The following is a 26,364-nucleotide window of genomic DNA, read 5'->3' on the forward strand; positions in this document are numbered from 1 at the left end:
TGTAAATTGTCAATTTTGATTATCAACGTAACGGCGCAGGGAGCAGGGCCGTGGCCTACCTCGAACAGACCTTCAGCGAGTGGCAGCTCTATGCCTGGGACGAGCAGATCAACGACTGGTTCTTCCTGATCTTCCTCGCTTTTCTCGGGGTGGAGCTGCTGCGCCTCTTGTTCAAGCGGGCGCTGACCTGGAACATCCTCGGCGACACGGTGACCAACTTCGTCACGCTCACCGCCTTCATCGGGCTCTACTACATCCTTCTCGGCGCCTTCTACATCGGCATCTTCTACGTCTTTCACGAGTACCGGCTGTTCGACATCCCGATCACGCTCTGGTCGGTTCTGCTCTGCTTCCTGCTGGGGGACATGGCTTACTACTGGGAGCACCGCTTCTCCCACCGGGTGGGGCTCGCCTGGGCGAGCCACACGGTTCACCACAGCTCGCCCTACTTCAATATCTCGGTGGCCTACCGCTTCGGGCCTTTGGACGGCTTGATCCCACTGCCTTTCCATCTTCCGCTGGTCCTGCTCGGCTTCCACCCGGCGCTGGTCCTCTTCGCCGAATCCATGAACCTGCTCTACCAGACCGCGCTCCATACCGAGACGGTCCGCAAGCTGCCGCGGCCGATCGAGGCGGTCTTCAACACGCCCTCCCACCACCGGGTTCACCACGGCGCCAACCCGCAGTACATCGACAAGAACTTCGGTGGAATCCTGATCGTCTGGGACAGGCTCTTCGGCAGCTTCGCGGAAGAGAAGGAGAAGGTCGTCTACGGCCTGACCGAGCAGATCCGCTCGATCAACCCGCTGGTCGTCTTCTTTCACGGGTTCCAGCGCTTGGCGCGTCGGGCCTGGACCACCAAGGGCCTGGGCAACAAGCTCGCTTGCCTTGTCCGCCCTCCGGCCTAGCTTTTCGTCGCGACTCCAGACGCCAGGGCCTCGAGCGCGGCGAGCGCTTCCTCGGCGCGGTCCTCGGGCACGAAGAGGTGGTCGTGGTAGAAGCCGGCGACGGGATTGGCGCCGATCCCGGCTTCGGCGAGCCTGGCCGCCACGGCGGCGATGAAGCCGACCGCCTCGAGCGCCGAATGCACCTCGAGGGTGATCCTGCGGCAGGGAAACTCGTGGGCGAGCCCCGCTGCCTCGGCCGCTGCGCGGGTCACGATCAGCGTCGTGCCCTCCGATTCCTGGAACACGAGCAGCGGCGCCAGCGCGGCGGCGTCGTAGGCCGCGGCGGTGGTGGCGAAGACGTAGACCTCCGGATGCAGCCGCGGCCGCATGGCCGCGAGCAGCGTCTCCAGGCGCGTCTCACCCGACATGGGCGGCCTCCGGACTGCCGCTGGGCGGCGGTGCCGACAGGGCCGCCTGGCCGTCGGCGGCCGCCGCGAGCGCCCGCTCCGTGGTCGGCGAAATGCCGGCCCTGGGCGGCAGCTCGCTGGGCAGCTTCACGTTCCAGGCCAGGCCCAGCAACTGCAGCACCTGGATGAAGCGCCACCCGAGGTCGATCTGGCCCGGATAGAGCCCGTGACGCGCGGAACTGGGAAAAGCGTGGTGGTTGTTGTGCCAAGCCTCGCCCATGGTCGGGATGGCGAGCCATGGAACGTTGTGCGCCTGGATCACCGCGTCATCGACGAGCCAGTCCTGGGGCCCGCGTGTATGGGCGAAGTATGAGATCATCCAATGCATGGTCGTGCAGGCGGAGACCCGCAGGCACACCCCCCAGACCACCCAGGACCAGCCGCCCAGCCAATAGAGCGCGAGAGCGATGGGGACTTGATGAAGCATCCAAGTTCTGTCGAGGAAAACGATGAAGCGGTCTCCCGCGATGTCGGGACCGGGGTCGAAGCCGGGCGGGTTCTTCAGTTTGATCCCGAAGTTGAGATAGAAGAACCCTTCGAGGAGAAACGGCTTGCCGTGGCGCAGAAACCAATGGCAGTTCGGCTGCCTCTGAGCCCAATCGCGGCTGTCGTGCAGCCGAATGGTCCATATCGGACCGCCCATGCCGACAAGCGTGCCGAGCCAGAGCAGGACGTACTCGAGCCATTTCGGGCATTCGAAGCTGCGGTGCACGAGGCGGCGGTGAAAACCAACCGAGTGACCGGCGCAGAGCGTGACCGCGCTGGTCACCAGGAAGACCCCCAAGGCACTCCACTCGAAGGTCAGCGGCGCGAGCACCACGGCGCACAGGAACATGAGGGTGTTCCAGATGGATCGCGGCCAATCCCAGACGACTTCCCCCTCGGTCGGGTCGGCCGTGTCGAGATCCGTCAGGGAATTGACTTTGTAGGCATCCTGCTCGGTCATCGCGGGCGCTCCTTCCCGAAGTGTCGGTCCACAAAGCGGGCGGCGCGGCCGCCGACCCTCAGAACGCTCCTCAGGCGCTCAGGCGAGAGGCGGCTGGCCTGCGCGTCGATGGCGGCGAGGTCCTCCGCCAAGGCGACGAGCTTGTCTACTTGCGCGCCGACCGGCTGGTGTTCTGGACCCGCTGCCGCCAGCTCGCTCCGGCAGCCGCGCAGCAGGTCGAGGGCCGGAGCCAGCTCGCGCCGCCGACGTTCCTCCAGGGCCCGCATCAAGACGTTCCAGGGGTCGCTCTCGGTGCGCCACTGCGCCGCGCCCGCGCGCTCGGCCAGGCCGAAGGCTTCGAGCCAGGCGAGGGCGTCGGCGAGCGTCGCTCCACCCAAGGCCAGCGCCTCGCGGAGCTCGGCTTCGGTTGCCGGACGCGCGACCAGATACAGATAGCCGTGAACACGGCAGGGCAGGGCCGGGTTACCCCAGCGGCCGCCGAGCTCGCCGAGGAAGTCGGCAAGGCGTAAGGCTGGCGCCGGAAGCGTCACGCCTCCTCGTCCTTTCCTTTGCGTTTCGCCGTGATCCGCCGGGCATCGGGGCAGAAGGGGGTTAAGAAGCTATAAAGAGCATTCGCCAGGCTGTCCGCCGCCACGCTGTAGATGACGTACTGGCCCCGCTTCTGTTCGTGCACCAGCCCGGCCTCCTTGAGTACCGAGAGGTGCTTGGAGATCGAAGGCGTGGCCATGTCGAACTGAGCCGCGATCTCGCTGACGGTCATGGGGCCGCCGGAAAGGTGATTCAGGATCCGGCGGCGCGGCTCGGAGGAGAGGGCTTTGAAAGGGCTCGACATAGATATTTTCCTAACAAGGAAAGTATCTAAATACAAGGAAACTCTTTCTGCCTGTCAGGGATTTGAAAGGAGCGCGCCTCGGGCCTGCCGCCGCTCAGCAGCCGGCTACTCCGGTCCTTGCCTTCGGACGCCCGGCTTTGCTCCGTATCCGAGCTTTCGGCACGGCCAATGCCGAAACCGGCGAGATCGAGATTTCCCGAGATTCCGCTCTGCCACCATTGACAGGAGCGGCAAAAAGCCATTCATCAGGAGCGTGGCGACAGCGATCGAGCGAGGGGCAGATGACGGACTACAGCGTGAGCATCTCCGTAAACGGCCGGGACTATCTTTGGCCGAAGCGGCCGACGGTTGTGGTCTGCATTGACGGCTGCGAGCGGGCCTATATCGACCGGGCGGTCGAAGCCGGCGCCATGCCCTGGACCGCGCGGATCTTGAGTGAAGGCAGCGACCTGCCGGCCGACTGCGTGGTGCCCTGCTTCACCAATCCCAACAACCTTTCGATCGTCACCGGGCAGCCGCCCTCGGTGCATGGAATCTGCGGCAACTTCTTCTACGATCCGGCCTCGGACACCGAGGTCATGATGAACGACCCCAAGCTGCTTCGGGCGGGGACCATCTTGGCGGCCTTCCAGGCGGCGGGGGCCTCGATTTGCGTGGTGACCGCCAAGGACAAGCTGCGCAAGCTGCTGGGCCACGGGCTCAGTTTCGGTCCCGATGGCGCGGTCTGCTTTTCCGCCGAGAAGTGCGACCAGACGACGCTGGCCGAACACGGCATCGAGGACGCCCGGGCCTTCCTGGATTGTCCGGTTCCCGAGGTCTATAGCGCAGACCTGAGCGAGGTGGTCTTCAAGGCCGGCGTGGCGCTGCTAAAGCAGAAGCGCTACGACATAGTCTACCTCTCGACCACCGACTACATCCAGCACAAGCACGCCCCCGGCGATCCGGTCGCCAACGACTTCTACCGGATGATGGATTCCTACTGGGCCGAGCTCGATGCGCTCGGCGCCACCGTCGTGCTGACCGCCGACCACGGCATGACCCCGATGCACAATCCTGACGGCACGCCCCACGTGGTCTACCTGCAGACCATCCTGGACGAGATGCTGGGCGAGAACCGGGCGCGGGTCATCCTGCCGATCACCGATCCCTATGTCGTGCACCACGGCGCCCTCGGCGGTTTCGCCACCGCCTATATGCCCGAGGAGACCGACCTCGCGGATCTCTGCGCCAAGCTGCGCGCGCTCGACGGGATCGAGTGGGTCGGCACCGGCGCCGAGGGTTGCGCCCGCTTCGAGCTGCCGGAAGACCGTATGGGCGACATCATCGTGATTTCCGCGGCGACCACGGCCGTGGGTTCCAGCCCGGAGCGCCACGACCTTTCGTCCCTGAAGGAGCCGCTGCGCTCCCACGGCGGGCTCTCGACCCAGGCCGTGCCGATGATTTTGAACCGCAAACTGCGCGGCCTGGATGCCGGGCTTCAGGTGCGCAACTTCGACGCCTTCGATCTCGGCCTGAACCGCGCTATCGTCGAGGGCTAGGTAAGAGGGAAGACAGGGAAATGAGCATCGCGGAAGCCGCCGCCGGGCCCCGCCACGAGCCGATGCGCATCGCCGGCCGCAAGGTCGAGGCCGAGGGCGTGATCGAGGTCAAGTACCCCTACACCGAGGAGGTGATCGGTACCGTGCCGGCGGGGACCGCCGAACATGCGCGCCAAGCTCTGGAAGCCGCGGCCAGGTTCGAGCCGAAGCTGACCCGCTACGAGCGCCAGGAGATTCTGCTCAAGACCGCCGAGGCCCTGGTCGCGCGGCGGGACGAGATCTCCGACGTGATCACCCTGGAGCTGGGCATCTCCAAGCAGGACTCGCTCTATGAGGTCGGGCGGGCTTACGACGTCTTCTCGCTTTCGGCCCAACTCTGTATCCAGGACGATGGCGAGATCTTTTCCTGCGACATCACGCCCCACGGCAAGGCGCGCAAGATCTTCACCACGCGCGAGCCGCTCAGGGTGATCTCGGCGATCACGCCCTTCAACCACCCGCTCAACATGGTGGCGCACAAGATCGCGCCGGCCATCGCGACCAACAATTGCCTGGTATGCAAGCAGACCGAGCTGACGCCCATGGCGGCCCTGATCCTGGCCGATGTCCTCTACGAGTCCGGTTTGCCGCCGGAGATGTACTCGGTCGTCACCGGCTGGCCGCAGGACATCGGCGCGGAGATGATCACCAATCCACTGATCGACCTGATCACCTTCACCGGCAGCGTCCCGGTCGGCAAGATGATCGCCGAGACCGCCGGCTACAAGCGCACGGTGCTGGAGCTCGGCGGCAACGATCCACTGATCGTCCTCAACGACCTGAACGAGGATGATCTCGCCAAGGCCGCGGATCTTGCGATCGCCGGTGCGACCAAGAACTCCGGCCAGCGCTGCACCGCCGTCAAGCGCATCCTCTGCCAGGAGAGCATCGCTGACCGTTTCGTGCCGCTGCTGGAGGAGCGGGCCAAGAAGATCGTCTTCGGCGACCCGATGGACCCGAAAACCGCGCTTGGCACCGTGGTCGACGCCAAGGCCGCCGAGCTCTTCGAGAAGCGGGTCTATATGGCGGCCGATCGCGGCGCCGAGGTGCTCTACGACCCGGGCCGCCGGAGCGCGCTCTTGCCGCCCATCGTGGTCGACCGGGTGCCCCACGAGTCCGAGCTGGTCATGGAAGAGACCTTCGGCCCGGTGATCCCGGTGATCCGCGTGCCCGACGAGGACGAGCAGGTCATGGCGATCTCCAACTCCACCGCCTTCGGCCTCTCCTCGGGTGTCTGCACCAACGATTTCAAGCGGATGCAGGCCTATATCCGTGGCCTCAAGGTCGGCACGGTCAACATCTGGGAAGTGCCCGGCTACCGGATCGAGATGTCGCCATTTGGCGGCATCAAGGATTCGGGCCTCGGTTACAAGGAAGGCGTGATCGAGGCGATGAAGAGTTACACCAACGTCAAGACCTTCTCCTTGCCCTGGACCTAGATCCGAGCCTCGACGAAGGCCTGGAGGATACCAGCGCCAGCTCGCACGGAAGGTGTGTCGAAGATCGCCCTGGCGCGGGCCAATTGTTTGGCGCGGAACGAGTCGGCGGCCAATCGCGCCCTGATCCAGCGGAATGCCACGGTCTTTCTAAAACAGAGCCTTCGACCCCTGTCTTGACCGCCATCGCCGAGGCAGAAGTGATCTGGATCGAGGACAGGTCCGGACAGCGTATTCAGGTGGCGGCCTCGAGCTTGTCCTGGGTGCGTGTCTCGAAGTCGCCGGCGTCGTGGCGTTCGTGGAGCTGCTCCTCGAGCGGTCCCGAGACCCGGTTGACCATGCGGCCGCGCTGCACCGCTGGGCGCTTGAGTATCTCCTCGGCCCAGCGCACCACGTGGGTGTAGGAGGCCACCTCGAGGAACTCGCCGGCGTCGTAGACCTTGCCGCGCACCAGGCTGCCGTACCAGGGCCAGATCGCCATGTCGGCAATGGTGTAGTCCTGCCCCGCGATGAAGCGGCTCTCGGCCAGACGCCGGTCGAGCACGTCGAGCTGGCGCTTCGTCTCCATGGCGAAACGGTCGATCGGGTACTCCATGGGGTAGGGTGCGTACTTGTAGAAATGCCCGAAACCGCCGCCGAGATAGGGCGCCGAGCCCATCTGCCAGAACAGCCAGGAGAGACACTCGGCCCGCGCCGCCGGGTCGCTCGGCAGGAAGTGCCCGAACTTCTCGGCGAGATAGAGCAGGATCGCGCCCGACTCGAAGACCCGGATCGGCTTGGCGCCCGAGCGGTCGAGCAGCGCCGGGATCTTGGAGTTGGGGTTGATCTCGACGAAGCCGCTGCCGAATTGGTCGCCGTCGCCGATCCTGATCAGCCAGGCGTCGTACTCGGCGCCGCTCTCGCCCAGCGCCAGCAGCTCCTCCAGCAGGATCGTGACCTTCTGCCCGTTGGGCGTCGCCAGGGAGTAGAGCTGCAGCGGGTGCTTGCCGACCGGGAGTTCCTTCTCGTGGGTCGGCCCGGCGATCGGCCGGTTGATGCTCGACCAGGTGCCGCCGCTCTCGCCCTCCCATTTCCAGACTTTCGGGGGCTGGTATCCGCTGGCGTCGTTCATGTCGCTCCTCCTCTGTCCCGGCGGCCGGATGCCTTTCGCTTAGGCCCATATGGGGCGCGGGCCGCCGGCTCCCAGGGCGCGGGCGGTAAAAAGTCTTGTGATCGCCAGGATCATTTCCCGCTAGAGCAGATCGCGATTGAATGGACTCGCCCGGGGCGATCCATTCAACTGCGTGAATCTGCTCTCACTCTAGCATGTAGAGCGGATTCTCATGTTTGGGCGGAACCACGAACTGGTTCCGACCAAACATGATCCGCTCTACTCTGGGGCCGACAAGCATCCCGGGGAGGCCGCGCCCGTGAAACTGACCGACGAAGAAAAGGCGATGCGTGCCGGGTCGCTCGGCGCGGCCAAGCGCTGGGCGATCGACCATCAGATCAAGGTCGGCCGGATGTTCGACGCCGCCGACATGGTGCCGGTCAGCCAGGCCCACATGATGGCCGACCCCGAGGCCCTGGGCGAGGCCGGGGTGGATTTCCTCGAGGGCCTGGCCGGGCAGGGGGGCCGGGTCGCCGTCCCCATGATCACCGACCCGCGCGGCGTCGACCTGGACCACTACCGTCCGCTCGGGCAGACCGAGGCCATGGCCGATCTTGAGCGGCGCACGATCGCGGCCTGCACCGCGATGGGCATCCTCATGACCAACACCTGCATCAATTACCAGACCGTCATGCCGCCGGTCCGGGGCGACCACGTCGCGTACGGCGACACCGGCGTGGTGATCTACGCCAACTCGGCCTGCGGGGCGCGCTCGAACTTCGAGGGCGGGCCCTCGGCGCTGGCCGCCGGGCTGACCGGCCGCACGCCGCGCTACGGCCTGCACCTCGAGGAGAACCGCAGGGCGACCCGGCGGTTCCGGGTCGAGGTCCAGCCCCGGGACCTGACCGACTGGGGTCTGCTCGGCGCCCTGGCCGGCAAGACTGCCGGCTCCTATTGGGAAGTGCCGGTGATCGAGGGACTGGAGGCCGTGCCCACCTCGGACCAGATGAAGCATCTGGGCGCGGCCATGGCGAGCTTCGGCTCCACGCCGCTGTTCCACCTGGCCGGCATCACGCCCGAGGCCGGGCGCCTGGAGGACGTCGGCGGCGGGGCCCTGACTCCCGAGCCCCTGACCGAGGAGATGATCGACGCGCTCCGCGCGCGCTTCGGCGCCGCCGGCGACAAGCCCGACGTGGTGGTCTTCGCCGCGCCGCAGCTCTCGCTCGTGGAGATGCAGCAGGTCGCCGAGCTCTGCCGGGGCCGCCGCATGGTGGTGCCGCTGATCGTCTGCACCGCGCCCCAGGTTTATCCCGACGCGGCCAGGATGGGGCTGGTCGAGACGATCGAGGCGGCCGGCGGCACGGTGCTTCAGGGCACCTGCTTCTACAACCAGTTCGCCCGCGAGATCGGCGAGGCCAAGGGCTGGAAGCGCCTGCTCTCCAATTCGGCCAAGATCGTCAACATCCTGGGCGGCTACGGCTATCAGCCGGCGCTGGCCAGCATGGAGCGCTGTGTCGAGTCGGCGGTCGCCGGGGAGATCGTCGGATGATCGAGCTCAGGTGCCACGCCGGGATCGGCCCGCGCGTCGAGGGCGAGGCCCTGGTCGCCCAAGACAACTTCTCGGCCCGCTACGACCTCGACCGGATCAAGGGCGTCTTCTCGCGCCCGGAGCACGCCCTGGCCGGGCAGAGCTACAAGGACCGGATCCTGGTGTTCGACACGGCGAAGGGCGGCGTCGCCTCGGCCTGGATGCTGCACGAGATGAAGACGCGCGGCATCTGCCCCACGGCGATCCTGTTCAACCGGGCGAACACGATCCTGGCCCAAGGCGCGGCACTGGCGGATCTCGCCCTCTGCGACCGCTTCGAGGCCGGCGATGTCACGGCACTGATCAGGACCGGCGACAATCTGGTTGTCGACCCGAGCGTCGGCCTGGTGACCATCACCAACCGCGGTTCATAGGTGGCAACGCCATGGCCTGGGCCGAGTTCGCCCTCGCGTTCGCGGTCTTCTTCGCGAGTCATTCGTTCCCGGTCCGGGCGCCGGTCAAGCCCTGGCTCGTGGCCCGCCTCGGCGCCACCGGGTTCACCCTGCTCTATTCCGCCCTGTCCCTCGCGGTTCTGGCCTGGCTCATCCTGGCGGCCGGGCGGGCACCGTTTGTTCAGATCTGGCCCTGGGCGCCCTGGCAGTCACAGGTGACGGTGGCGCTCATGCTGCCCGCCTGCCTTCTGCTTGCCGCGTCGGTCGCCCGGCCGAACCCCTTTTCCTTCGGCGGCGGCGCCAGCGAGAAGTTCGACCCATCGCACCCGGGCGTGGTGCGCTGGACACGGCACCCCTTGCTGGCGGCTCTGGCGCTCTGGTCCGTCGCCCATATCGTGCCGAACGGCGACCTCGCCCACCTCCTGCTGTTTGGGAGTTTCGCGGCCTTCGCCGCCTTGGGGGGGCGCCTCGTGGACCGCCGGAAGCGCCGCGAGATGGGGGAGACGTGGCAGGACCTGCTAGTTCGCGTCGAACAGAGTCCCCTGATCGCCAAACCGGCGAGCCTCCGCGCCACCGGGATCCGGCTCGCGGCCGGCCTCGGCCTCTACTTCGGTCTCTTCCGGCTCCACCCGCTGATCCTGGGCGTCGAACCTCTCTGATACCTGGAACGCGGCTCAGACGCTGCTGAGGAGCAGGCTGGTCTCGCTGTTGGAGACCCCGTTGACGGCACGGACTTCCCTCAGGATGCGGTCGAAATCGCTCAGGCTGTCGGTCTGTATCTCGACCACCAGGTCCCAGTTCCCATTGGTCGTATGGATCTTCTGGAGTTCGGGAAAGCCGCGCAGCTTGCGGATCACCTCGGTGGTCGACTGGCCCGCGACCTCAATCATCATGATCGCCCGGATCTTCTCCGTCTCGTAGTCGTCGCGAACCCGAATGGTGAAGCCGAGGAGGGCGCCCGACGCCAGCAGGCGCTCGATCCGGTTCTGAACCGTCCCGCGGGACACGCCCAGAATGTCGGCCAGCTTCGACAGGGGCGCGCGCCCGTCCTTTCGCAGGACCGAGATCAGCTCCCGGTCGAGTCGGTCGAAGGCGTGCTTACTGCTGCTCTTGATCGCCAAAGACTCGCTTTCTGTCAGAACGCCAGCACGATCTATCAATTTCGATAGAATATCCAGCATTTCTGCAGGGTTTTGCCATTTTGATTTACCCCCAGGCGCAATATCTCTAAGGGCGTCGCTCCAAAGAAACGGAAAGGGCCTAGGCAGGATGGCACTCGCAGAACGCAAAGCGCTCAACCTCGTCCCCTTCGTCAGCGTCGATCACATGATGCGGATCGTGCTGCAGCTCGGGGTCGAGCCCATGCTCGCCGGGATTGCCGGCTATATCGAGCAGGATTTCCGGCGCTGGGAACTCTTCGACAAGACGCCGCGCGTCGCCTCCCATTCCCACGACGGCGTGATCGAGTTGATGCCGACCAGCGACGGCGTCACCTACGGCTTCAAGTACGTCAACGGCCACCCAGGCAACATGCGCGACGGCCTGCAGACCGTGACCGCCTTCGGCGTATTGTCGGACGTCGCCACCGGCTATCCGTTGCTGCTGACCGAGATGACCATCCTCACCGCCCTGCGCACGGCGGCCATGTCGGCGCTCGCGGCGCGCTACCTGGCGCCGAGGGGATCCGAGTGCATGGCCCTGATCGGCAACGGCGCCCAATCGGAATTCCAGGCCCTGGCGTTCAAGACGATCCTGGGCACGAACAGGCTGCGGCTGTTCGATGTCGATCCGGCCGCGACCGACAAGTGCGTCGCGAACCTCGCCGGCAAGGGCTTCGAGCTCGTTCGCTGCGGCTCGGCGGAAGAGGCCGTGGAGGGCGCGCAGATCATCACCACAGCGACGGCCGACAAGCAGTACGCGACCATCCTGACCGACAACCTGGTCGGGGCCGGCGTCCACATTAACGCGGTCGGCGGCGATTGCCCCGGAAAGACCGAGCTTCATCGCGACGTCCTGCTGCGTTCCGACATCTTCGTCGAGTACCCCCCGCAGACCCGGATCGAGGGCGAGATCCAGCAACTCGCCGACGACCACGAGGTGACCGAGCTCTGGCAGGTCATAGCCGGCAAGGCGCCTGGGCGTGTCAGCGCCGATCAGGTGACGCTGTTCGACAGCGTCGGCTTCGCGATCGAGGATTTCTCGGCGCTCCGCTTCCTGCACGAGCAGCTCGAGCGCGCCGGGCACTACCAGGATCTCGACATGATCGCCGACCCCGACGAGCCTCGCGACCTCTACGGCATGATCCAGCGCGCCGCGGTGGTGCACGCATGAGCGCGACCATGATCCGCCGCAGCGTCCAGGCGCCCCCGGCCGTCATCATGATCCGGCCGCATCACTTCTCGCCGAACACGGAAACGGCGAGCGACAACGCCTTTCAGCGGGACACCGCCGGCCTGGCCCCGGACTCCATCGCCGTGACGGCCCGCGGCGAGGCCGACGGCGCCGCCGAGGCCCTGCGCGGCGCCGGTGTCACGACCCACGTCTTCGAGGACAAGGGCACCGAGACGCCGGACTCGGTCTTCCCGAACAACTGGTTCTCGACCCATCCGGGCGGCCACGTCGCGCTCTACCCGATGTACGCGCCGAACCGGCGCAGGGAACGGCGCGCGGACGTCATCGAGATGCTGAAGGCCGAATACCGGGTGCAGGACGTGATGGACTACTCCGGGCTCGAGCCCGACGGCCTGTTTCTCGAGGGCACCGGCGCCATGGTGCTCGACCATATCGACCGCGTGGCCTACGCGGCGCGATCGAACCGCACCGATCCCATCGCCCTGGAGCGCTTCTGCTCCCACTTCAACTACGAGCCCATGGTGTTCGACGCCCGCGACGACACCGGTAGGGCGATCTACCACACCAATGTGCTGATGTGCATCGCGACGGATTTCGTCATGATCGGCCTCGACATGATCGTGGACCCCGCGCGGCGCGCCCATATCATCCAGCGCTTCGAAGAGTCCGGGCGCCGGGTGATTGCGCTCAGCGGCAGGCAGATCGCCGAGTTCGCGGGCAACGCGATCGAGCTTCAGGCACCCGAGGGCCGGGTCCTCGCCCTATCGAGCCGCGCCTTGCGGGCCCTGACGCCGCAGCAGGTTGCGGCGATCTCCGAGAGCGCCACGCCGCTGCCGCTCGACATCCCGACCATCGAGCTGGCCGGCGGATCGGTGCGCTGCATGCTGGCGGGGGTCCACCTGTCCCGGCGATAGGGATTTGCGTTTGAAGGGGGCTGCTCGGTCCCGGCGTGATTTGCTACTTTCGTCGAAACATGCCGAATGGAGGTCCCAGATGATGCGTCCCGCGCCCGATCTCGACACCATTCGCACCGCCATGCGCGCGGATTACCTGCCCGACGAGGCCGCCGTGGTGCGTCGTCTGGCCGCCGAGAGCGGCCTCGGCGCCGGGGCCCGCGCCGCCATCGCGGCCAAGGCGGCGGAGCTGATCCGCCGGGTGCGCGAGACCACCAATCCGGGACTGATGGAGAGCTTCCTGGCCGAGTACGGCCTCTCCACCAAGGAGGGCGTGGCGCTGATGTGCCTCGCCGAGGCGCTGCTCAGGGTGCCCGACGCGGAGACCATCGACGCGCTGATCGAGGACAAGATCGCGCCGTCCGACTGGGGCAAGCATCTCGGCCACTCCGCCTCGCCGCTGGTCAACGCCTCGACCTGGGCGCTGATGCTGACCGGCAAGGTCCTGGCCGAGCCCGAGGGCCTGACGGCCGCGCTGCGCGGCGCCGTCAAGCGGCTCGGCGAGCCGGTGATCCGCACCGCCGTCGGGCAGGCCATGCGCGAGCTGGGCCGCAACTTCGTGCTCGGCCGCACCATCGAGGAGGCGCAGGAGAACGCGGCGCCCTACGTGGCGAAGGGCTACACCTATTCCTACGACATGCTGGGCGAGGCGGCGCGGACCGAGGCCGACGCGCGGCACTACCACCTGGCCTATTCCGACGCGATCACCGCCCTGGCGGGGAGCTGTACCTCCGACGACATCCGCGAGAACCCGGGGATCTCGGTCAAGCTCTCGGCCCTGCACGCGCGCTACGAGTTCGGCCAGCGCGACCGCGTGATGGCCGAGCTGACGGCGCGGACCCGCTCGCTGGCGCTGCTGGCCAAGTCGGCGAACATGGGCTTCAACATCGACGCCGAGGAGGCCGACCGGCTCGACCTCTCGCTCGACGTCATCGAGGCCGTGCTCTCGGACCCCTCGCTCAGCGGCTGGGACGGCTTCGGCGTGGTCGTGCAGGCCTATGGGCCCCGGGCCGGCCACGTCATCGACTGGCTCTACGCTCTGGCGACCCGCCTCGACCGCAAGATCATGGTGCGCCTGGTGAAGGGCGCCTACTGGGACACCGAGATCAAGCGCGCGCAGGTGATGGGCCTGAAGGGCTTTCCGGTCTTCACCCGCAAGGTCTCGACCGACGTCAGCTACATCGCCAGCGCCGAGAAGCTGCTGGCCATGACCGACCGGATCTACCCGCAGTTCGCCACCCACAACGCCCATACCGTGAGCGCGGTGCTGGAGATGGCCGCCTCCAAGGTCAAGGGCAACAAGGCCGCCTTCGAGTTCCAGCGCCTGCACGGCATGGGCGAGACCCTGCATGCCGTCGTGCTCGAGGAGGAGAGCACCCGCTGCCGCATCTACGCCCCGGTCGGCGCCCACCGGGACCTGCTGGCCTATCTGGTGCGGCGTCTCCTGGAGAACGGCGCCAACTCCTCCTTTGTCAACCAGATCGTCGACGAGAGCATCGCGCCGGAGGCGATCGCCCAGGATCCCTTCGACGCCGTGGCGGCCCTGGGGGACGGGATCGCCAATCCGGGCATCCGCCCGCCGGCCGCTCTCTTCGGCGCCGGCCGGGTCAACGCCAAGGGCTGGGACATCACCGACCCCGAGGAGGTCGCGGCGCTCGACGCCGCCCGCGCGCCCTTCCGCGACCACACCTGGCAGGCCGGGCCGATGATCGCCGGGCCGGTCGCCGGCGCGACCCCGCGCAATCTCGCGAACCCCGCCCAGCCCGCCGAGCTGGTCGGCCGGGTTACCGAGGCGAGCGCGGCGGATGTGGAGACCGCGCTTGCCGCCGCGCCGCAAGGCTTCGCCGACTGGTCTGCGCGCCCCGCCGGCGAGCGGGCCGCCGTGCTGCGCAAGGTCGCCGATCTCTACGAGGCCCATGCGCCGGAGTTCTTCGCCCTGGCCGCCCGCGAGGCGGGCAAGTCGCTGCTGGACGGCGTGGCCGAAGTGCGCGAGGCGGTCGACTTCCTGCGCTTCTACGCGGCTGAAGCCGAGCGGCTCGAGGGCCAGGACGGGCCGCGCGGCCCGATCGTCTGCATCAGCCCGTGGAACTTTCCCCTGGCGATCTTCACCGGCCAGATCTCGGCGGCGCTCGCGGCCGGCAACGCGGTGATCGCCAAGCCGGCCGAGCAGACACCGTTGATCGCGGCCCGCGCGGTGGGGTTGATGCACGAAGCCGGCGTGCCCAAGGCGGCGATCCAGCTTCTGCCGGGTGACGGCCCCGCCGTCGGCGCGCCGCTGACCTCCGATCCGCGGGTGGCCGGGGTCTGCTTCACCGGCTCGACCGAGGTGGCGCAGATCATCAACCGCTCCATGGCGGAAAATCTCGATCCCCGCGCGCCGCTGATCGCCGAGACCGGCGGCCTCAACGCGATGATCGTCGACTCGACCGCTCTGCCGGAGCAGGCGGTGCGCGACATCATCGCCTCCAGCTTCCAGAGCGCGGGACAGCGCTGCTCGGCGCTGCGCATGCTCTATGTCCAGGAGGACGTCGCCGACCGGGTGCTGACCATGCTCTACGGCGCTATGGACGAGCTCCGCCTCGGCGACCCCTGGGAGCTCTCCACCGACGTCGGCCCGGTGATCGACGCCGAAGCCCGCGCCGGCATCGAGAGGCACATCGCGGTGCAGGCGGCCGAAGGCCGGGTGGCGAAGCAGCTGAAGGTCCCGGCCGGGGGTCTCTTCGTGCCGCCCACCGTGATCCGGCTGAACGGAATCGAGGAGCTGGAGCAGGAGATCTTCGGCCCCGTCCTGCACGTCGCCACCTTCGACGCCGAGGAGGTCGACGCCGTGATCGACGCCGTCAATGCGCGCGGATACGGCCTGACCTTCGGGCTCCATACCCGGATCGACGACCGCGTGCAGCACATCGTCGAGCGCGTGCGCTGCGGCAACATCTACGTCAACCGCAACCAAATCGGCGCCGTGGTCGGCTCGCAGCCCTTCGGCGGCGAGGGGCTCTCGGGCACCGGACCGAAGGCGGGCGGGCCGAGCTACGTGCGGCGCTTCCTCGCGGTCCCCGAGGCTGATGGTGCCGAGGCGTCAGGCGCGGCCGTGGGCGCGGCGGCGGCCCAGGCCGCCCTCGACGGGTTGACGGTGCCGGACTGGACCGCGGAGCCGGAATCCCTGCCGGGCCCGACCGGCGAGTCGAACCGCCTGGCCGAGCATCCGCGCGGCAAGGTGCTCTGCCTCGGGCCCACGGCGGCGGCGGCCCGGACCCAGGCCGAGGCGGCCCTGAAGGCGGGCAACGCCGCCCTGATGGTGGCGCCCGGCGCGTCGGCCTCGGAACTCGAGGCGGACGGCGCGGCGGCGGCCCTGGACGGGGTGCTCGAGCCCGCCGCGCTGGCCGGGCTGGCCGGGTGCGACGCCGTGGCCAGCCAGGCCGGCGTCGCCACGCTCCGCGCGCTGCGCCGGGCGCTGGCGGCGCGCAAGGGCCCGCTGGTTCCGCTCGTCACCGAGCCCGGCCGGCCCGAGTGGTTCAGCCTGGAGCGGCACGTCTGCGTCGACACCACGGCGGCGGGCGGCAACGCCTCGCTGCTGGCCGAGGCGGGCGCGGCGTAGAGCTGGAGCGTCAGGTCGGGTGGGGCCGAAGCGCTCACTCGGCGACAGGGCCGTCGTAGTAGGGCAGCTTGTCGATCCGCGGTTCGTAGCGGCCGGCCGCCTGTAGTTCGGCGATGTGCCGGGTGATGTCCTCCAGGGTGGCGAACCAAACCTCTTTCGTCCGCAGGGTCTGCTCGATCCAGGAGTCGACCAGGCGCCAGCGTGCGAGGCGGCCGGTCAGGAAGGGGTGGAGGATCAGCATGAAGAAGCCGCCGAACTCGTACTGGGCCTCGAACTCCTCCCAGAAGGCCTGAAGGCCCCTGCTCGGCGCGCGCACCGGCATCAGGTAGCCAATCTCCTCGTAGTGGGCGAAGGGCGGCCAGTCGTCCTCGCCCCAATGCACGGGAATCTCCCAGAGCTGGCCTCGATCGGTCTTGAGGAGATAGGGGACGTCGTCCGCCATCATGGAGGATTCATAGGCGAAGTCGTGCTCGATCAGCAGGTCGACGACCTCGGGCGTTATGTCGTAGACCGGCGCCCGGTAACCGCGCGGCAGGCTTCCGCAGATGTTCTTGTGGGCCTGGAGCGCGCGCTCGAACCACTCGCGCTGCTTTTCGGCGCCCATGCTGGTTGGGTTCTCGTGAAGATAGCCGTGATGGCCGATCTCGTGGCCGTCCTTCAGAATCGCTTCCACGGTCTCGGGGTATTGCTCCAGGCACCAGCCCGGAATGAAGAAGGACTGCTTGAGGCCGTACTTGCGGTAGGTCTCGAGAATGCGCGGGACGCCGACGGTCGGACCGTACTTTCCCATGGAAATCGGATAGAGGCGTCGATGGGAATCCTCGGGCTTGGCGATGTGAATGAGGCTGTCCGCGTCCATGTCGAAGGTGATGGCGCAGGCGCAGCGCGCGCCGTTCGGCCAGGGGATTGGGTTGGCGATCATGACGTGCCCTTTCGCTTCGACTCGCCGGTCAGAAGGTGAGTGCTGGCGGCTGGCCAGGAGAGATAGAGCTCGCGCGCCGACTTGAGGTCGATGTTGGCCAGGTCGCGTTCCTGAAGTTGCGTCTTGAACTCGGTGCCATCCGCGCTTTCCAGGAACAGGGTGACGACGGACCCGATGAATTCCTCCGAAATCAGAGTGACCGGGACGCAGTTGCCGTCTGCCGGCCGATCCTGGGACAGGTGCACGAGATCGGCGGCAATGACGAAACTTATCTCGTCTCCCAGCGCAATGGTGTTTTCGACGCCGACCTGAACCTTGAGGTCGCCCGCCGGCGTTGCCACCACGGCTTCGCTCGCTTCGAGCCGCTCGATCTTGCCGGTGAGGATGTTGTTGCTTCCAACGAACTCGGCCACGAAACGGTTGGCAGGCGCCCGGTAGATGTCCCGCGGCGTGCCGATCTGGGCGATCTCGCCGTCGCTCATGATGACGACGCGGTCGGCCATGGCGAAGGCCTCGGATTGGGAATGGGTCACATAGACGAAGGTGATGCCGAGCTCGCGCTGCAGGCGGGTCAGGACCCCCTGCATGCGCACCACCAGGTGAGCGTCAAGGGCCGAGAGGGGCTCGTCGAGAAGAAGGATCCTAGGCTCGGTCACGAGGGCGCGGGCCAGGGCGACGCGCTGGCGCTGGCCGCCTGAAAGCTGCAGGACGTCGCGTTCAGCGAACTCGCCGATGCCGAGACGTTCCAGCCAGTCCTGGGCCTTCTTGCGCCGCGGCTCCGCCGCCATGCCGCGCATCTTCAGGCCGAACTCGACGTTCTCCCGGGCATTGAGAAAGGGAAAGAGCGCGAGGCTCTGCCAGACCATGGGCGTGTCGCGCTCGTGGGGCTTGACGGAAAGAAGCGATTGGCCGTCCAGGCGGATATCGCCCTTCGAGGGCTGCTCGAGCCCGGCCAGCATGCGCAGCGTCGTGGTCTTGCCGCAGCCCGAAGGGCCCATCAGGGCTAGAAACTCGCCACTCTGGATTTCCAGGTTCAGGCGTTTGACCGCCACGAAGTTGTCGAAACGCTTAACGACATCCTCAAATACGACAAGCGCGCGGCTCATCTAGTACCCACTTTCAGGATTGAGTGCATCGTCTGATTGCCGAGGCGCCCGTCCGGCTAGGGGGGCGTAGGCCCGGCGCTGCGCGCGGCGCGAAAGCGATGCCGAAGCATCGGTGAGCGCCGCTGACGACGCCGGGCGGGCGCCTCGGCAACTTTCCGGGCGCGTTATCAAGACTTTCGGCCCCGTTGAGACCAATGGGGGTCGCGCGGCCCTTTTGATGACCTGCATCACGGCGGACCACGCTCCTAACCGAAAGTCTTGATAACTCGTCATACGAAACACTCAATCCTGAAAGTGGGTACTAGGCTCCCTGCCGGCCTTCCCGGGTCATGATCAGGATCTGAGCCATCACCACCAGGGTGATCGAGGTGATGAAGACCAGGGTGCCGATCGCATTGACCTGTGGATCGATGTTACCGGTGACGATCTCCAGAATGATCACCGGCACGGTCTTGTTGAGACCCGACACGAACCAGGCGACGGCGAACTCGTCGAAGGAGACCGCCGCGGTCAGGCAGAGCGCAGAGGCGATGGCCGGCCGGGTGAAGGGTATCACGACCTGGCGCATCGCCCGCCACTCGCTGGCGCCCAGGTTCCAGGCGGCCGCCTCGAGGTTGCGGTCCATCTGCTGCAGGCGCAGGCGGATGATCGCCATGGCGAAGGGCGCGCAGAGCACGGTGTGGGCGATCACGATGGACCAGATCTGGCCCGAGGCCCCGATCCGCGAGAACCAGGCGAGCATGGCCAGCGCCAGGATGATCAGGGGTATGGTCGGCGGCAGCAGGGCGAGCGCCAGATAGGCGCCCTTGAAGCGGAAGCCGTAGCGGTAGTCGGTGTAGGCGGTGCAGAAGCCGATGAGCGTCGCGAGGCAAGCGGTACAAAGCGAGACGATGGCGCTGGTGCGCACTGCGTCCCAGACGTCGGGATCGGTGAAGATCGCCTCGTACCACTGGAGCGAAAAGCTGCCCAGGGGAATGGTCGGGAAGCGCTGTGAATTGAAGGAGAAGATCACGCTGGCGATGATCGGCGCGAAGACGAAGACGAAGATCAGCACCAGGTAGGCGCGGAGGAACCAGCGGATTCCGCGATCCAACGTCATCTGACCGGCTTCCGGTAGGCCAGGGCGACGGCGGTGAAGGCGACGGTGAGCAGGGTGATCATCATCATGATGGCGACCACGGCGGCGCGTGGCCACTGCTGGCCGGATTTGGTCGTATCGATGATCAGGATCGGCAGTGTCGGGGGTTTCGAGCCGCCGAGGTAGTAGGGACTGACGAAGTCGCCGAAGGAAAGAATGAAGCAGAAGACCGCACCGATGATCAGACCCACCTTGGCGAGCGGCACGATCACCGTAAAAACCGTGCGCAGCCGCCCGCAGCCCAGATTGTGCGCCGCTTCGATCAGGCTGCGGTCGACGTTGGCCAGCGAGAGGGTCTGCAGGATGACGACGAGCGGCAGGGTCAGCGTCATGTAGCCGACGATGGTGCCGAACTTGGTGTTCAGCATGGTGTAGGGGCCGAGCCCGATGTAGCCCAGGATCGCGTTGATCACGCCGGACTCGGCGAGGATCACGTACCAGGAAAAGGTCCGCACCAGATAGCTGGTGAAGAAGGGCACGATCAGGCAGAAGATCGCCCAGCGCCGGACCGCGGGCGAGACCTTGAAGGACAGGGCATAGGCGGCCGGAAAGGCGAGGACCGTGACGACGAGGGTCGACAGCATCGCGAGGCCGAAGGTCAGCAGGTAGCTGTCCCAGAAGTAGTTCCGGCCGAGCATCTTGGTCCAGTTGACGAACTCGAAGGCCTCGACCATGCGGTAGTTCTTCACCAGGAAGAACGACATGGCGATCATGAAGAGCAATGGACCGACGAAGAAGGCCAACTGCCAGACGATGATCGGCAGGCGCCAGGTCAGGGCATAGCGGTCGAACCGGCGGACAAACTTCCGAGATTCTTGCGGCGCGTCAGCCATTCCACTTCCTTGATCGCGCCTCGCGGCAACACGTGGTCATCCCCCTCGAGGACAAGCCAAAGAACGGCCGGCGCGATCCGCTTCTGGGGTTGCGCCGGCCGTAACCGGGTCTGATCTAGGCGTTCTTGTACTCAGACCAGAAGTCGTTCCAGTCTTCCAGGCTCTGCTGCACCGGAATGTTGCGGTAGTGGATGCGGCCTTCCTTGATCAGGGTGATCGGATTGTTGGGCGCGCCCTCGATCTGCCCGGTGCGTTTGGCCTCAGCGAGGTTGGCCTCCTGCAGGGCTTTCTGGCCCTTTCTTGTGATGCAGAAACCCGGGTAGGCCACCATCTGGGCCGAGCGCACCTGGCCACGGGGGCTCAGCATGTACTGGATGAACTTCTTGCAGACCTCCGCCTTCTCCGAACCCTTGCCGATGGAATAGGACTCGGTCCATTGGATGCCGCCTTCCTTCGGCACGACGGAGGCGACCGGCGCGCCGTCCTTCTCGAGCACGCCGGTGATCCAGTCGCCGATGCCGCACATGGCCAGCATCTCGCCGTTCTTCAGCGAGTTGAAGGTGCCGCCATAGTCGAAATAGCCGCCGACCTGGGGCCGCAGGCTCAGGGTCGTCTCCTGCACCTTGGACCAGGCCGCGTCGTCCAGATCCCACAGCTTGGCGCCGTTGCCGTTGTAGAGGCTCATCATGCCGAGCGATGGAAGGTGCCAGTCGAAGTGGCCGACCTTGCCCTTCAGTTCCGGCTTCCAGAAGCAGGCGTAGCTCTCCGCTTCCTCGGCGGTGACGGCGTTCTTGTTGTAGGAGACGCCGAGGTGGCCGAAGCGCACCATGACGGAGAAGAGCTTGTCGCCGTCCCAGTGCCCGGGGAAGCGCTTGAAGTCTTCGTAGAGCATGTCGTCGAAATCGTAGTCGCCCGGGTCCATCTGCTCGATGTAGCCGGCGGCATTGAGCTGCTGTACGAATTCCGCGTCCGACAGGATGATGTCATAGGTGCCCGGCGGTGACTGCGCGATCAAGGCCAGCATGTTGTCGCCGCCGGCATAGTACTTCGGCTTGAACTTGACGTTGTTCTCGGCCTCGAACTCCTCGACCATGTCCGGCTCGCCGTGGCCATACCAGGCCAGCATGTTGATCTCGGTCGCCTGCGCTTTCGCGCGCTTGACGAAGGGCATGGCCAGACCGGCGGCGGCGCCGACCGCGACTCCGCCGTACTTCAGCACTTCCCGCCTGGTCGGCTGCGCCAGTTTCGAGCTCTTTGGATTTCTCATTGTACCTGTCTCCCCGTCGTTCTCCTTGGGGTGCCTTTCCGCTCGGCCGCCCGGGCCGATCTTAACGACGGTGCTGACCGGGTAGAAGACTTAAAGCGATCCGCGGGTCGCGCCGCCCGTTCAAGGCCGCCGCCGTCGACAACATGAATTTTTGCTCGATCGGGAATCCGACTATTCTTGTGCCTGTCATGGACCGTGCAAGCTTTCATCGACACTTCGATACCCCCGGGCCGGTGGTCTTCCCGGTCATCCATGTGCTGGACACGGCGCAGACGGAGAGAAATCTCCGCATCGTCGCGGAGGCGGGCGCGGCCGGGGCCTTCCTGATCAACCACGACTTTCCGGTCGAACCCTTCCTGCCGATCCTTCGCCGGGTGAGAGCAGACTTTCCGACACTCTGGATGGGGGTGAATTTCCTCGCCGTGACCGGGCGCGACGCCTTTCCGATTCTCGGTGCTCTTCAGAGAGAGGGTGCGCGCTTCGATGCCTACTGGGCCGACGATGCCTGCATCGACGAGCGGGGCTTCCATTCCGATCAGCCAGAGGCGGAAGCGATCTCGGCGGCCCGCGAGAGTTCCGGTTGGGAGGGTCTATATTTCGGCGGAACAGCCTTCAAGAAGCAGCGGCCGGTTGCTCCCAAGGATTACGTCAAGGCGGCGAGGCGGGCGGCGGAATGGATGGACGTCGTGACCACCTCCGGCATGGCAACCGGAGTGGAAGCCGACCTGGACAAGATCGCGGCCTTTCGGTCCGGACTCGGGCCGCACGCTCTGGCCCTGGCCTCGGGTGTAACGCCGGAGAACGCCCAGTACTATTGCCTCGCGGTCGACTGTTTCCTGGTGGCAACGGGAATCAACCACGAAGATGATTTCTACAACATCGATCCGGTGCGTCTGGCGGATCTGATGACTCTCTGCCGTACGCTTGGCAATACTGATTGGGGAGGCCTATGACCAAAGCGAGTCTCGAACGCGGCCCGAGAGACGACCGCTGGTATCTGCGGATCATGTCGCCCAACACCAAGGGGCCGAAGTTCGCCTGGCTCGATCCGACCTCGATCTACATCAACGGCGCGGCCTTCCACGATCTGCTGGACGATCTTCAAGCCGATCTGCAGGGCGCGGAGGTCGATGTCGTGGCCGGCCTGGATGCCATGGGCTTCGTGCTTGCCGCAGCCCTGGCGACCCGCCTGGGCGTGGGCATGCTGCCGATCCGCAAGGCCGGCAAGCTCTGCGTCGATACCGACAAGGCGACCTTCACCAACTATTCGGGCCGGACCCAGGACATGGAGATGCGCCTGCCGGCCTTCGCGCCTGGCACGAAGGTCCTCCTGGTCGACCAGTGGATCGAAACCGGCGGGACCATGCAGGGCGCGATTCAGTTGGTCACGGCGCAAGGAGGAATCGTCGCCGGCCTGGTCGCGATCGCCATCGAGGAGAACGAGACGACCAATGCCTTTCGCGAGGACTATCTCTGTGTGTCGGCGGTGGTGCCTGGCTCATTCTGGCAGGTGGAGTGCAACGGCCAAACCCTGAGCTCCTTCGGCAGCTACAAACCGGAGATGGCTTTTCCGGCCCGCCGTTGAGCCTCCCGGCTGGCGTCTCTACCCGTGCCGCGGACGGCGTTCCGTGGTAGCTTGCGGCTTGGATGGAACCTCCGAGCGAACCCCGTGTCTTACAGTCTGGATCGCAGAATTTCCGTCGCGCCCATGATGGACTGGACGGACCGCCACGACCGCTTCTTCCTGCGGCTGATCTCGCGGCGCGCCCTGCTCTATACCGAGATGATCCCGGTCGGCGCGATCCTGCACGGCGACCGGGAGCGGTTCCTCGGCTTCGACCCGGCCGAGCGGCCCCTGGCGCTGCAGGTCGGCGGCGCGGCGCCGGCGGACCTCGCGGTCGCCGCCGAGCAGGCCGAGGCCTATGGTTACGACGAGGTTAACCTCAACGTCGGCTGCCCGAGCGACCGGGTCCAGAACGCCCGCTTCGGCGCCTGCCTCATGGCCGAGCCGGCGCTCGTCGCGCGCTGCGTCGCGGCCATGGGCCGCGCCTCGAGCCTGCCGGTCACGGTGAAGACCCGGATCGGCATCGACGACCGGGACTCCTACGACGAGCTCAAGGCCTTCGTCGCGGCGGTCGCCGAGGCCGGCTGCCGCAGCTTCACGATCCACGCCCGCAAGGCCTGGCTCTCCGGCCTCAGCCCGAAGCAGAACCGCGAGATCCCTCCGCTGGACTACGAGCGAGTCTATCGCCTGAAGGCGGACTTCCCGGCGCTGGAGATCGTGATCAATGGCGGCATCCTCGACTTGGAGGCCGCCGAGGCCCACCTCGCCCGGGGGGTCGACGGCGTGATGATCGGCCGCGCGGCCTACCAGAACCCCTACGTCCTGGCCGAGGTCGACCGGCGCTTTTTTGGCGATTCTGCGGCGCCGCCGAGCCGGGCGGCGGTGGTCCGCTCCCTGGTGTCCTACGCCGAGGCGGCGGGGCGGCGGGGCGTGCCGGTCAAGTCGATCACCAGGCATATCCTGGGACTGTTCAACGGCCTGCCCGGGGCCCGCCAGTGGCGCCGCCACCTGAGCGAGGCGGCCCACAAGCCTGGCGCCGGCCCCGAGGTGATGCTGGAGGCGCTCGCCCAGGTCGAGGCACGGCTACAGGCCCGCGGTCTCGCCGCGTAGGAGGCCCGACGCCCCCACCCCGAGGGCGCTTGGTTCGCCGTCCAGCCGGGGCTTTTCAAGGCCGGCGGCTCACGGCATCTTTATCTCCCGTGCGGTGAACGGCGGGGCGGCCGGCCCCACCTAGACGATCCTGAGCATAGGCTTCGAAGGAGGAGGCACCATGCGGACGGCGGAGGCGATCGAGCGGGTCGCGATCCAGTCGGACGTCGACCTGGCAGGCCTGCCGGGCGAGCAGCTCGAGGCCATGGCCGAGGCCGGGCGCGAACTGGTCGAGATCCACCGAATCCTGGCCAAGACCGGCGACAACGTGGTCGGCGAGCTACTGCGCGACCAGGGGACCTTCTATGAATGGGACCATTATCCTAAAGGCGACGTCTATGACAACGAGACCCACGGCCAGTACTACTACCATGCGCACCCTTTCGCCGACCGCTTCGAGAAGGAACACGGCCACTTCCACACCTTCATCCGGCCCAAGGGCATGCCCGAGGGGATCGAGCCGGCCAAGGTGCCCGAGTACAAGAAGCCCAAGGACCCGAACGACGCGCTCTGTCACCTGATCGCCGTTTCGATGGACAAGATGGGCTTCCCGTTCCGGCTGTTCACGGTCAATCGCTGGGTGACCGGCGAGGTCTGGTACGAGGCCGAGGACGTCGCCCGCCTGCTCGACCACTTCGAGATCGACCACGCCCGCCCGTCCTGGCCGGTCAACCGCTGGATCACCGCGGTTCTCCGGCTCATGAAGCCGCAGATCGTCGAGCTGGTCCAGCGGCGCGACCGGACCGTGGCCGACTGGCGCGCGCGGAACCCCGGCGCCAATGTCTTCGAGGACCGGGACCTGGAGGTGACCTCCTACCTCGATTTCTCGATCGAGGAGCAGATCCGGGCGGTCGGCCAGGCGATGATCGGCCGCGGCTGAAGGTTCTTCCGGGGCCTGGCCGGGCCCCCTCCCAACGGCCGGAAGCGCCCTAATCTCCCTGCGCTAGACCCTTTCGAGGGGCCCGGAGGGCACGAATGTCAGGGTGCGTTAAACAAGGCTTAGCCACTTAACGTTACACTAACCGCGTTCAACCGCATTGGTCCTGGGGCGGGCGGTTCGGGCCGCCTCGACGCCCCGCCGGCCTGACGCAAGGACGACATGAGCAAGACACTTTCCAAGGCCGACGTCGAGCGGCTGATCAACGATCCGACGGCCGATGCGCGCGCCGAGACGGCGGCCAAGGTGGCGCACGAGTTCGGCGCCAAGAGCTTGTCCAAGAACGAGCGCAAGCTGGCCGAGGAGATCTTCCGGGTCCTGGTCAAGGACGCCGAGGTCCGGGTGCGCGAGGCGCTCTCTGTCGGGCTCAAGCACTCGGACGACCTGCCGCACGACGTGGCGCTGACCCTGGCCAAGGACGTCGAGCAGGTCAGCCTGCCGATCCTGCGCTTCTCGGAGGTGCTGCGTGACGAGGACCTCATCGAGATCATCCGCGAAGCGGCGCCGGCCAAGCAGCAGACCATCGCCCAGCGCGACCGCGTCGCGCCCGGTGTCGCCGACGCGCTGATCGACAGCGAGAACGACGTCGCCGTGGCCCACCTGGTCGCCAACCAGGGGGCGGAGCTCGACGACGAGGCGATCGGCCGTGTGCTTGACCGCTACGAGAGCAGCGAGGCGGTCGCCGACTCGCTGGTCCGCCGGCCGAACCTCTCGGCGGCGATCTCCGAGCGCCTGGTGTCGGCGCTCAGCAGCCGTCTGGAGTCCTTCCTGGTCGAGCAGCACGACCTGGCGGCCGATACCGCCAGCAGCCTGATCCTTCAGGTGCGCGAGCGCGCCACGGTCAGTCTCTTGAGCGACGGCTCGAGCGACGAGGAGCTCGAGCGCCTGGTCGAGCAGCTCCATGTCAACGGCCGGCTGACCCCGACGCTGGTGCTGCGCGCGCTCTGCATGGGCGACATCGCCTTCTTCGAGGTCGCGCTGGCTCGCCTGGCCGGCGTACCGGTCCAGAACGCCCGGATCCTGATCCACGACAAGGGCACCCTGGGCCTGGAATCGATCTACCTGCGCGCCGGCCTGCCCGAGCGGCTCTTCGCCGCGGTGCGCGCCGGCATCGAGGTGGTCGAGGAGACCGACTACGACGGTGGCGAGAACGACCGCAACCGCTATATCGAGCGGATGCTGGAGCGCATCCTGACCCAGTGCGAGGACCCGAGCGAGCGCCTGTCGGATGACGACATCGAGTTCCTCATGTCCAAGCTGCAACAGCTCGCCGCCTGACCTCCTGGCTGATTTCGCCACCGGATCAAGCAGGCTTCTGAAAACCTCTCAG

General features: G+C 66.7%; 25 protein-coding genes. 14 read left to right on the forward strand and 11 right to left on the reverse strand.

Annotation, left to right across the window (positions count from 1 at the left end; genetic code table 11):
• Window positions 1-50: 50 nt before the first annotated feature.
• Complete coding sequence (locus QNJ67_09450; protein MDJ0609189.1) at window positions 51-908, forward strand: sterol desaturase family protein; 858 nt, start codon at window positions 51-53, stop codon at window positions 906-908.
• Here the strand turns inward: QNJ67_09450 and QNJ67_09455 are convergent.
• Genes QNJ67_09455 through QNJ67_09470 form a run of 4 tightly spaced genes read right to left on the reverse strand, consistent with a single transcriptional unit; the run spans window position 905 to window position 3,132 of the window.
• The gene (locus QNJ67_09455) at window positions 905-1,315 is read right to left on the reverse strand and encodes an ACT domain-containing protein (protein MDJ0609190.1); all 411 of its coding nucleotides are present in this window, start codon (window positions 1,313-1,315) and stop codon (window positions 905-907) included. The two genes, QNJ67_09450 and QNJ67_09455, sit on opposite strands and share 4 nt — an antisense overlap.
• Complete coding sequence (locus tag QNJ67_09460) at window positions 1,305-2,300, reverse strand: acyl-CoA desaturase (GenBank protein MDJ0609191.1); 996 nt, start codon at window positions 2,298-2,300, stop codon at window positions 1,305-1,307. Before QNJ67_09460 ends, QNJ67_09455 begins: the two co-directional genes overlap by 11 nt.
• A complete protein-coding gene (locus tag QNJ67_09465) occupies window positions 2,297-2,830 on the reverse strand; it encodes a hypothetical protein (GenBank protein ID MDJ0609192.1) in 534 nt (177 codons plus the stop codon). The genes QNJ67_09460 and QNJ67_09465 overlap by 4 nt, the downstream gene beginning before the upstream one ends.
• Window positions 2,827-3,132, reverse strand: a complete 306-nt coding sequence (locus tag QNJ67_09470; GenBank protein ID MDJ0609193.1) for a metalloregulator ArsR/SmtB family transcription factor — start codon at window positions 3,130-3,132, stop codon at window positions 2,827-2,829. The genes QNJ67_09465 and QNJ67_09470 overlap by 4 nt, the downstream gene beginning before the upstream one ends.
• A 281-nt stretch (window positions 3,133-3,413) precedes the next feature.
• Between QNJ67_09470 and phnA the strand changes: the two genes are divergently transcribed.
• Window positions 3,414-4,670: a phosphonoacetate hydrolase gene (gene phnA, locus QNJ67_09475; protein ID MDJ0609194.1), complete on the forward strand. Its 1,257-nt coding sequence runs from the start codon at window positions 3,414-3,416 to the stop codon at window positions 4,668-4,670.
• Window positions 4,671-4,690: 20 nt separating this feature from the next.
• Complete coding sequence (gene phnY, locus QNJ67_09480; protein MDJ0609195.1) at window positions 4,691-6,148, forward strand: phosphonoacetaldehyde dehydrogenase; 1,458 nt, start codon at window positions 4,691-4,693, stop codon at window positions 6,146-6,148.
• Window positions 6,149-6,380: 232 nt separating this feature from the next.
• Here phnY and yghU read toward each other — a convergent pair whose 3' ends face one another.
• Window positions 6,381-7,256, reverse strand: a complete 876-nt coding sequence (gene yghU / locus QNJ67_09485) for a glutathione-dependent disulfide-bond oxidoreductase (GenBank protein ID MDJ0609196.1) — start codon at window positions 7,254-7,256, stop codon at window positions 6,381-6,383.
• A 298-nt stretch (window positions 7,257-7,554) separates the two neighbouring features.
• On the opposite strand from yghU, the gene QNJ67_09490 reads away from it, so the two are divergent.
• Genes QNJ67_09490 through QNJ67_09500 form a run of 3 tightly spaced genes read left to right on the forward strand, consistent with a single transcriptional unit; the run spans window position 7,555 to window position 9,874 of the window.
• Complete coding sequence (locus tag QNJ67_09490) at window positions 7,555-8,784, forward strand: aconitase X catalytic domain-containing protein (protein ID MDJ0609197.1); 1,230 nt, start codon at window positions 7,555-7,557, stop codon at window positions 8,782-8,784.
• Complete coding sequence (locus QNJ67_09495) at window positions 8,781-9,197, forward strand: DUF126 domain-containing protein (protein ID MDJ0609198.1); 417 nt, start codon at window positions 8,781-8,783, stop codon at window positions 9,195-9,197. Before QNJ67_09490 ends, QNJ67_09495 begins: the two co-directional genes overlap by 4 nt.
• Window positions 9,198-9,208: 11 nt before the next feature.
• Complete coding sequence (locus tag QNJ67_09500) at window positions 9,209-9,874, forward strand: NnrU family protein (GenBank protein ID MDJ0609199.1); 666 nt, start codon at window positions 9,209-9,211, stop codon at window positions 9,872-9,874.
• A gap of 15 nt (window positions 9,875-9,889) precedes the next feature.
• On the opposite strand, the gene QNJ67_09505 is transcribed toward QNJ67_09500, so the two are convergent.
• Window positions 9,890-10,336 carry an Lrp/AsnC family transcriptional regulator gene (locus QNJ67_09505; protein ID MDJ0609200.1) on the reverse strand — a complete coding sequence of 149 codons (447 nt, stop codon included), beginning with the start codon at window positions 10,334-10,336 and terminating at the stop codon, window positions 9,890-9,892.
• 148 nt (window positions 10,337-10,484) lie between these two features.
• Here QNJ67_09505 and QNJ67_09510 point away from each other — a divergent pair, with 148 nt between their 5' ends.
• The 3 genes from QNJ67_09510 to putA all read left to right on the forward strand — a co-directional run bounded on the left by QNJ67_09510 (window position 10,485) and on the right by putA (window position 16,118).
• Window positions 10,485-11,546: an ornithine cyclodeaminase gene (locus QNJ67_09510; protein MDJ0609201.1), complete on the forward strand. Its 1,062-nt coding sequence runs from the start codon at window positions 10,485-10,487 to the stop codon at window positions 11,544-11,546.
• Window positions 11,543-12,481 carry an arginine deiminase-related protein gene (locus tag QNJ67_09515; GenBank protein ID MDJ0609202.1) on the forward strand — a complete coding sequence of 313 codons (939 nt, stop codon included), beginning with the start codon at window positions 11,543-11,545 and terminating at the stop codon, window positions 12,479-12,481. Before QNJ67_09510 ends, QNJ67_09515 begins: the two co-directional genes overlap by 4 nt.
• A 79-nt stretch (window positions 12,482-12,560) precedes the next feature.
• A complete protein-coding gene (gene putA / locus QNJ67_09520; GenBank protein MDJ0609203.1) occupies window positions 12,561-16,118 on the forward strand; it encodes a bifunctional proline dehydrogenase/L-glutamate gamma-semialdehyde dehydrogenase PutA in 3,558 nt (1,185 codons plus the stop codon).
• A 34-nt stretch (window positions 16,119-16,152) separates the two neighbouring features.
• Here putA and QNJ67_09525 read toward each other — a convergent pair whose 3' ends face one another.
• The 5 genes from QNJ67_09525 to QNJ67_09545 all read right to left on the reverse strand — a co-directional run bounded on the left by QNJ67_09525 (window position 16,153) and on the right by QNJ67_09545 (window position 21,384).
• On the reverse strand, window positions 16,153-17,040 hold the full coding sequence (locus QNJ67_09525; GenBank protein ID MDJ0609204.1) for a polysaccharide deacetylase: 888 nt from the start codon (window positions 17,038-17,040) through the stop codon (window positions 16,153-16,155).
• On the reverse strand, window positions 17,037-18,146 hold the full coding sequence (locus QNJ67_09530; GenBank protein ID MDJ0609205.1) for an ABC transporter ATP-binding protein: 1,110 nt from the start codon (window positions 18,144-18,146) through the stop codon (window positions 17,037-17,039). The genes QNJ67_09525 and QNJ67_09530 overlap by 4 nt, the downstream gene beginning before the upstream one ends.
• Window positions 18,147-18,447: 301 nt before the next feature.
• Entirely contained in the window at window positions 18,448-19,245 is a 798-nt protein-coding gene (locus tag QNJ67_09535; GenBank protein ID MDJ0609206.1) for an ABC transporter permease, read from the reverse strand.
• Entirely contained in the window at window positions 19,242-20,117 is an 876-nt protein-coding gene (locus QNJ67_09540; protein MDJ0609207.1) for an ABC transporter permease, read from the reverse strand. Before QNJ67_09540 ends, QNJ67_09535 begins: the two co-directional genes overlap by 4 nt.
• A gap of 115 nt (window positions 20,118-20,232) precedes the next feature.
• Complete coding sequence (locus QNJ67_09545; GenBank protein ID MDJ0609208.1) at window positions 20,233-21,384, reverse strand: spermidine/putrescine ABC transporter substrate-binding protein; 1,152 nt, start codon at window positions 21,382-21,384, stop codon at window positions 20,233-20,235.
• Window positions 21,385-21,572: 188 nt separating this feature from the next.
• Here QNJ67_09545 and QNJ67_09550 point away from each other — a divergent pair, with 188 nt between their 5' ends.
• From QNJ67_09550 to QNJ67_09570, 5 genes are all read left to right on the forward strand, one after another.
• The gene (locus QNJ67_09550) at window positions 21,573-22,337 is read left to right on the forward strand and encodes a BtpA/SgcQ family protein (protein MDJ0609209.1); all 765 of its coding nucleotides are present in this window, start codon (window positions 21,573-21,575) and stop codon (window positions 22,335-22,337) included.
• Window positions 22,334-22,969: a phosphoribosyltransferase family protein gene (locus tag QNJ67_09555; GenBank protein ID MDJ0609210.1), complete on the forward strand. Its 636-nt coding sequence runs from the start codon at window positions 22,334-22,336 to the stop codon at window positions 22,967-22,969. Before QNJ67_09550 ends, QNJ67_09555 begins: the two co-directional genes overlap by 4 nt.
• 84 nt (window positions 22,970-23,053) lie before the next feature.
• Complete coding sequence (dusA, locus tag QNJ67_09560) at window positions 23,054-24,058, forward strand: tRNA dihydrouridine(20/20a) synthase DusA (GenBank protein MDJ0609211.1); 1,005 nt, start codon at window positions 23,054-23,056, stop codon at window positions 24,056-24,058.
• A gap of 160 nt (window positions 24,059-24,218) precedes the next feature.
• Window positions 24,219-24,977: a hypothetical protein gene (locus QNJ67_09565; GenBank protein ID MDJ0609212.1), complete on the forward strand. Its 759-nt coding sequence runs from the start codon at window positions 24,219-24,221 to the stop codon at window positions 24,975-24,977.
• A 219-nt stretch (window positions 24,978-25,196) separates the two neighbouring features.
• Window positions 25,197-26,312, forward strand: a complete 1,116-nt coding sequence (locus tag QNJ67_09570; protein MDJ0609213.1) for a DUF2336 domain-containing protein — start codon at window positions 25,197-25,199, stop codon at window positions 26,310-26,312.
• Window positions 26,313-26,364 lie beyond the last annotated feature (52 nt).

This window comes from Kiloniellales bacterium (assembly GCA_030064845.1).
GTDB lineage: Bacteria > Pseudomonadota > Alphaproteobacteria > Kiloniellales > JAKSDN01 > JASJEC01.

Coding starts and splice junctions, on each gene's coding strand:
- phnY (MDJ0609195.1), top strand. CDS start 4,691: ATGAGCATCGCGGAAGCCGCCGCCGGGCCCCGCCACGAGCCGATGCGC.
- phnA (MDJ0609194.1), top strand. CDS start 3,414: ATGACGGACTACAGCGTGAGCATCTCCGTAAACGGCCGGGACTATCTT.
- QNJ67_09545 (MDJ0609208.1), bottom strand. CDS start 21,384: ATGAGAAATCCAAAGAGCTCGAAACTGGCGCAGCCGACCAGGCGGGAA.
- putA (MDJ0609203.1), top strand. CDS start 12,561: ATGATGCGTCCCGCGCCCGATCTCGACACCATTCGCACCGCCATGCGC.
- QNJ67_09550 (MDJ0609209.1), top strand. CDS start 21,573: ATGGACCGTGCAAGCTTTCATCGACACTTCGATACCCCCGGGCCGGTG.
- QNJ67_09455 (MDJ0609190.1), bottom strand. CDS start 1,315: ATGTCGGGTGAGACGCGCCTGGAGACGCTGCTCGCGGCCATGCGGCCG.
- yghU (MDJ0609196.1), bottom strand. CDS start 7,256: ATGAACGACGCCAGCGGATACCAGCCCCCGAAAGTCTGGAAATGGGAG.
- QNJ67_09510 (MDJ0609201.1), top strand. CDS start 10,485: ATGGCACTCGCAGAACGCAAAGCGCTCAACCTCGTCCCCTTCGTCAGC.
- QNJ67_09460 (MDJ0609191.1), bottom strand. CDS start 2,300: ATGACCGAGCAGGATGCCTACAAAGTCAATTCCCTGACGGATCTCGAC.
- QNJ67_09515 (MDJ0609202.1), top strand. CDS start 11,543: ATGAGCGCGACCATGATCCGCCGCAGCGTCCAGGCGCCCCCGGCCGTC.
- QNJ67_09535 (MDJ0609206.1), bottom strand. CDS start 19,245: ATGACGTTGGATCGCGGAATCCGCTGGTTCCTCCGCGCCTACCTGGTG.
- QNJ67_09495 (MDJ0609198.1), top strand. CDS start 8,781: ATGATCGAGCTCAGGTGCCACGCCGGGATCGGCCCGCGCGTCGAGGGC.
- QNJ67_09540 (MDJ0609207.1), bottom strand. CDS start 20,117: ATGGCTGACGCGCCGCAAGAATCTCGGAAGTTTGTCCGCCGGTTCGAC.
- QNJ67_09470 (MDJ0609193.1), bottom strand. CDS start 3,132: ATGTCGAGCCCTTTCAAAGCCCTCTCCTCCGAGCCGCGCCGCCGGATC.
- QNJ67_09570 (MDJ0609213.1), top strand. CDS start 25,197: ATGAGCAAGACACTTTCCAAGGCCGACGTCGAGCGGCTGATCAACGAT.
- QNJ67_09525 (MDJ0609204.1), bottom strand. CDS start 17,040: ATGATCGCCAACCCAATCCCCTGGCCGAACGGCGCGCGCTGCGCCTGC.
- QNJ67_09530 (MDJ0609205.1), bottom strand. CDS start 18,146: ATGAGCCGCGCGCTTGTCGTATTTGAGGATGTCGTTAAGCGTTTCGAC.
- QNJ67_09565 (MDJ0609212.1), top strand. CDS start 24,219: ATGCGGACGGCGGAGGCGATCGAGCGGGTCGCGATCCAGTCGGACGTC.
- QNJ67_09500 (MDJ0609199.1), top strand. CDS start 9,209: ATGGCCTGGGCCGAGTTCGCCCTCGCGTTCGCGGTCTTCTTCGCGAGT.
- QNJ67_09555 (MDJ0609210.1), top strand. CDS start 22,334: ATGACCAAAGCGAGTCTCGAACGCGGCCCGAGAGACGACCGCTGGTAT.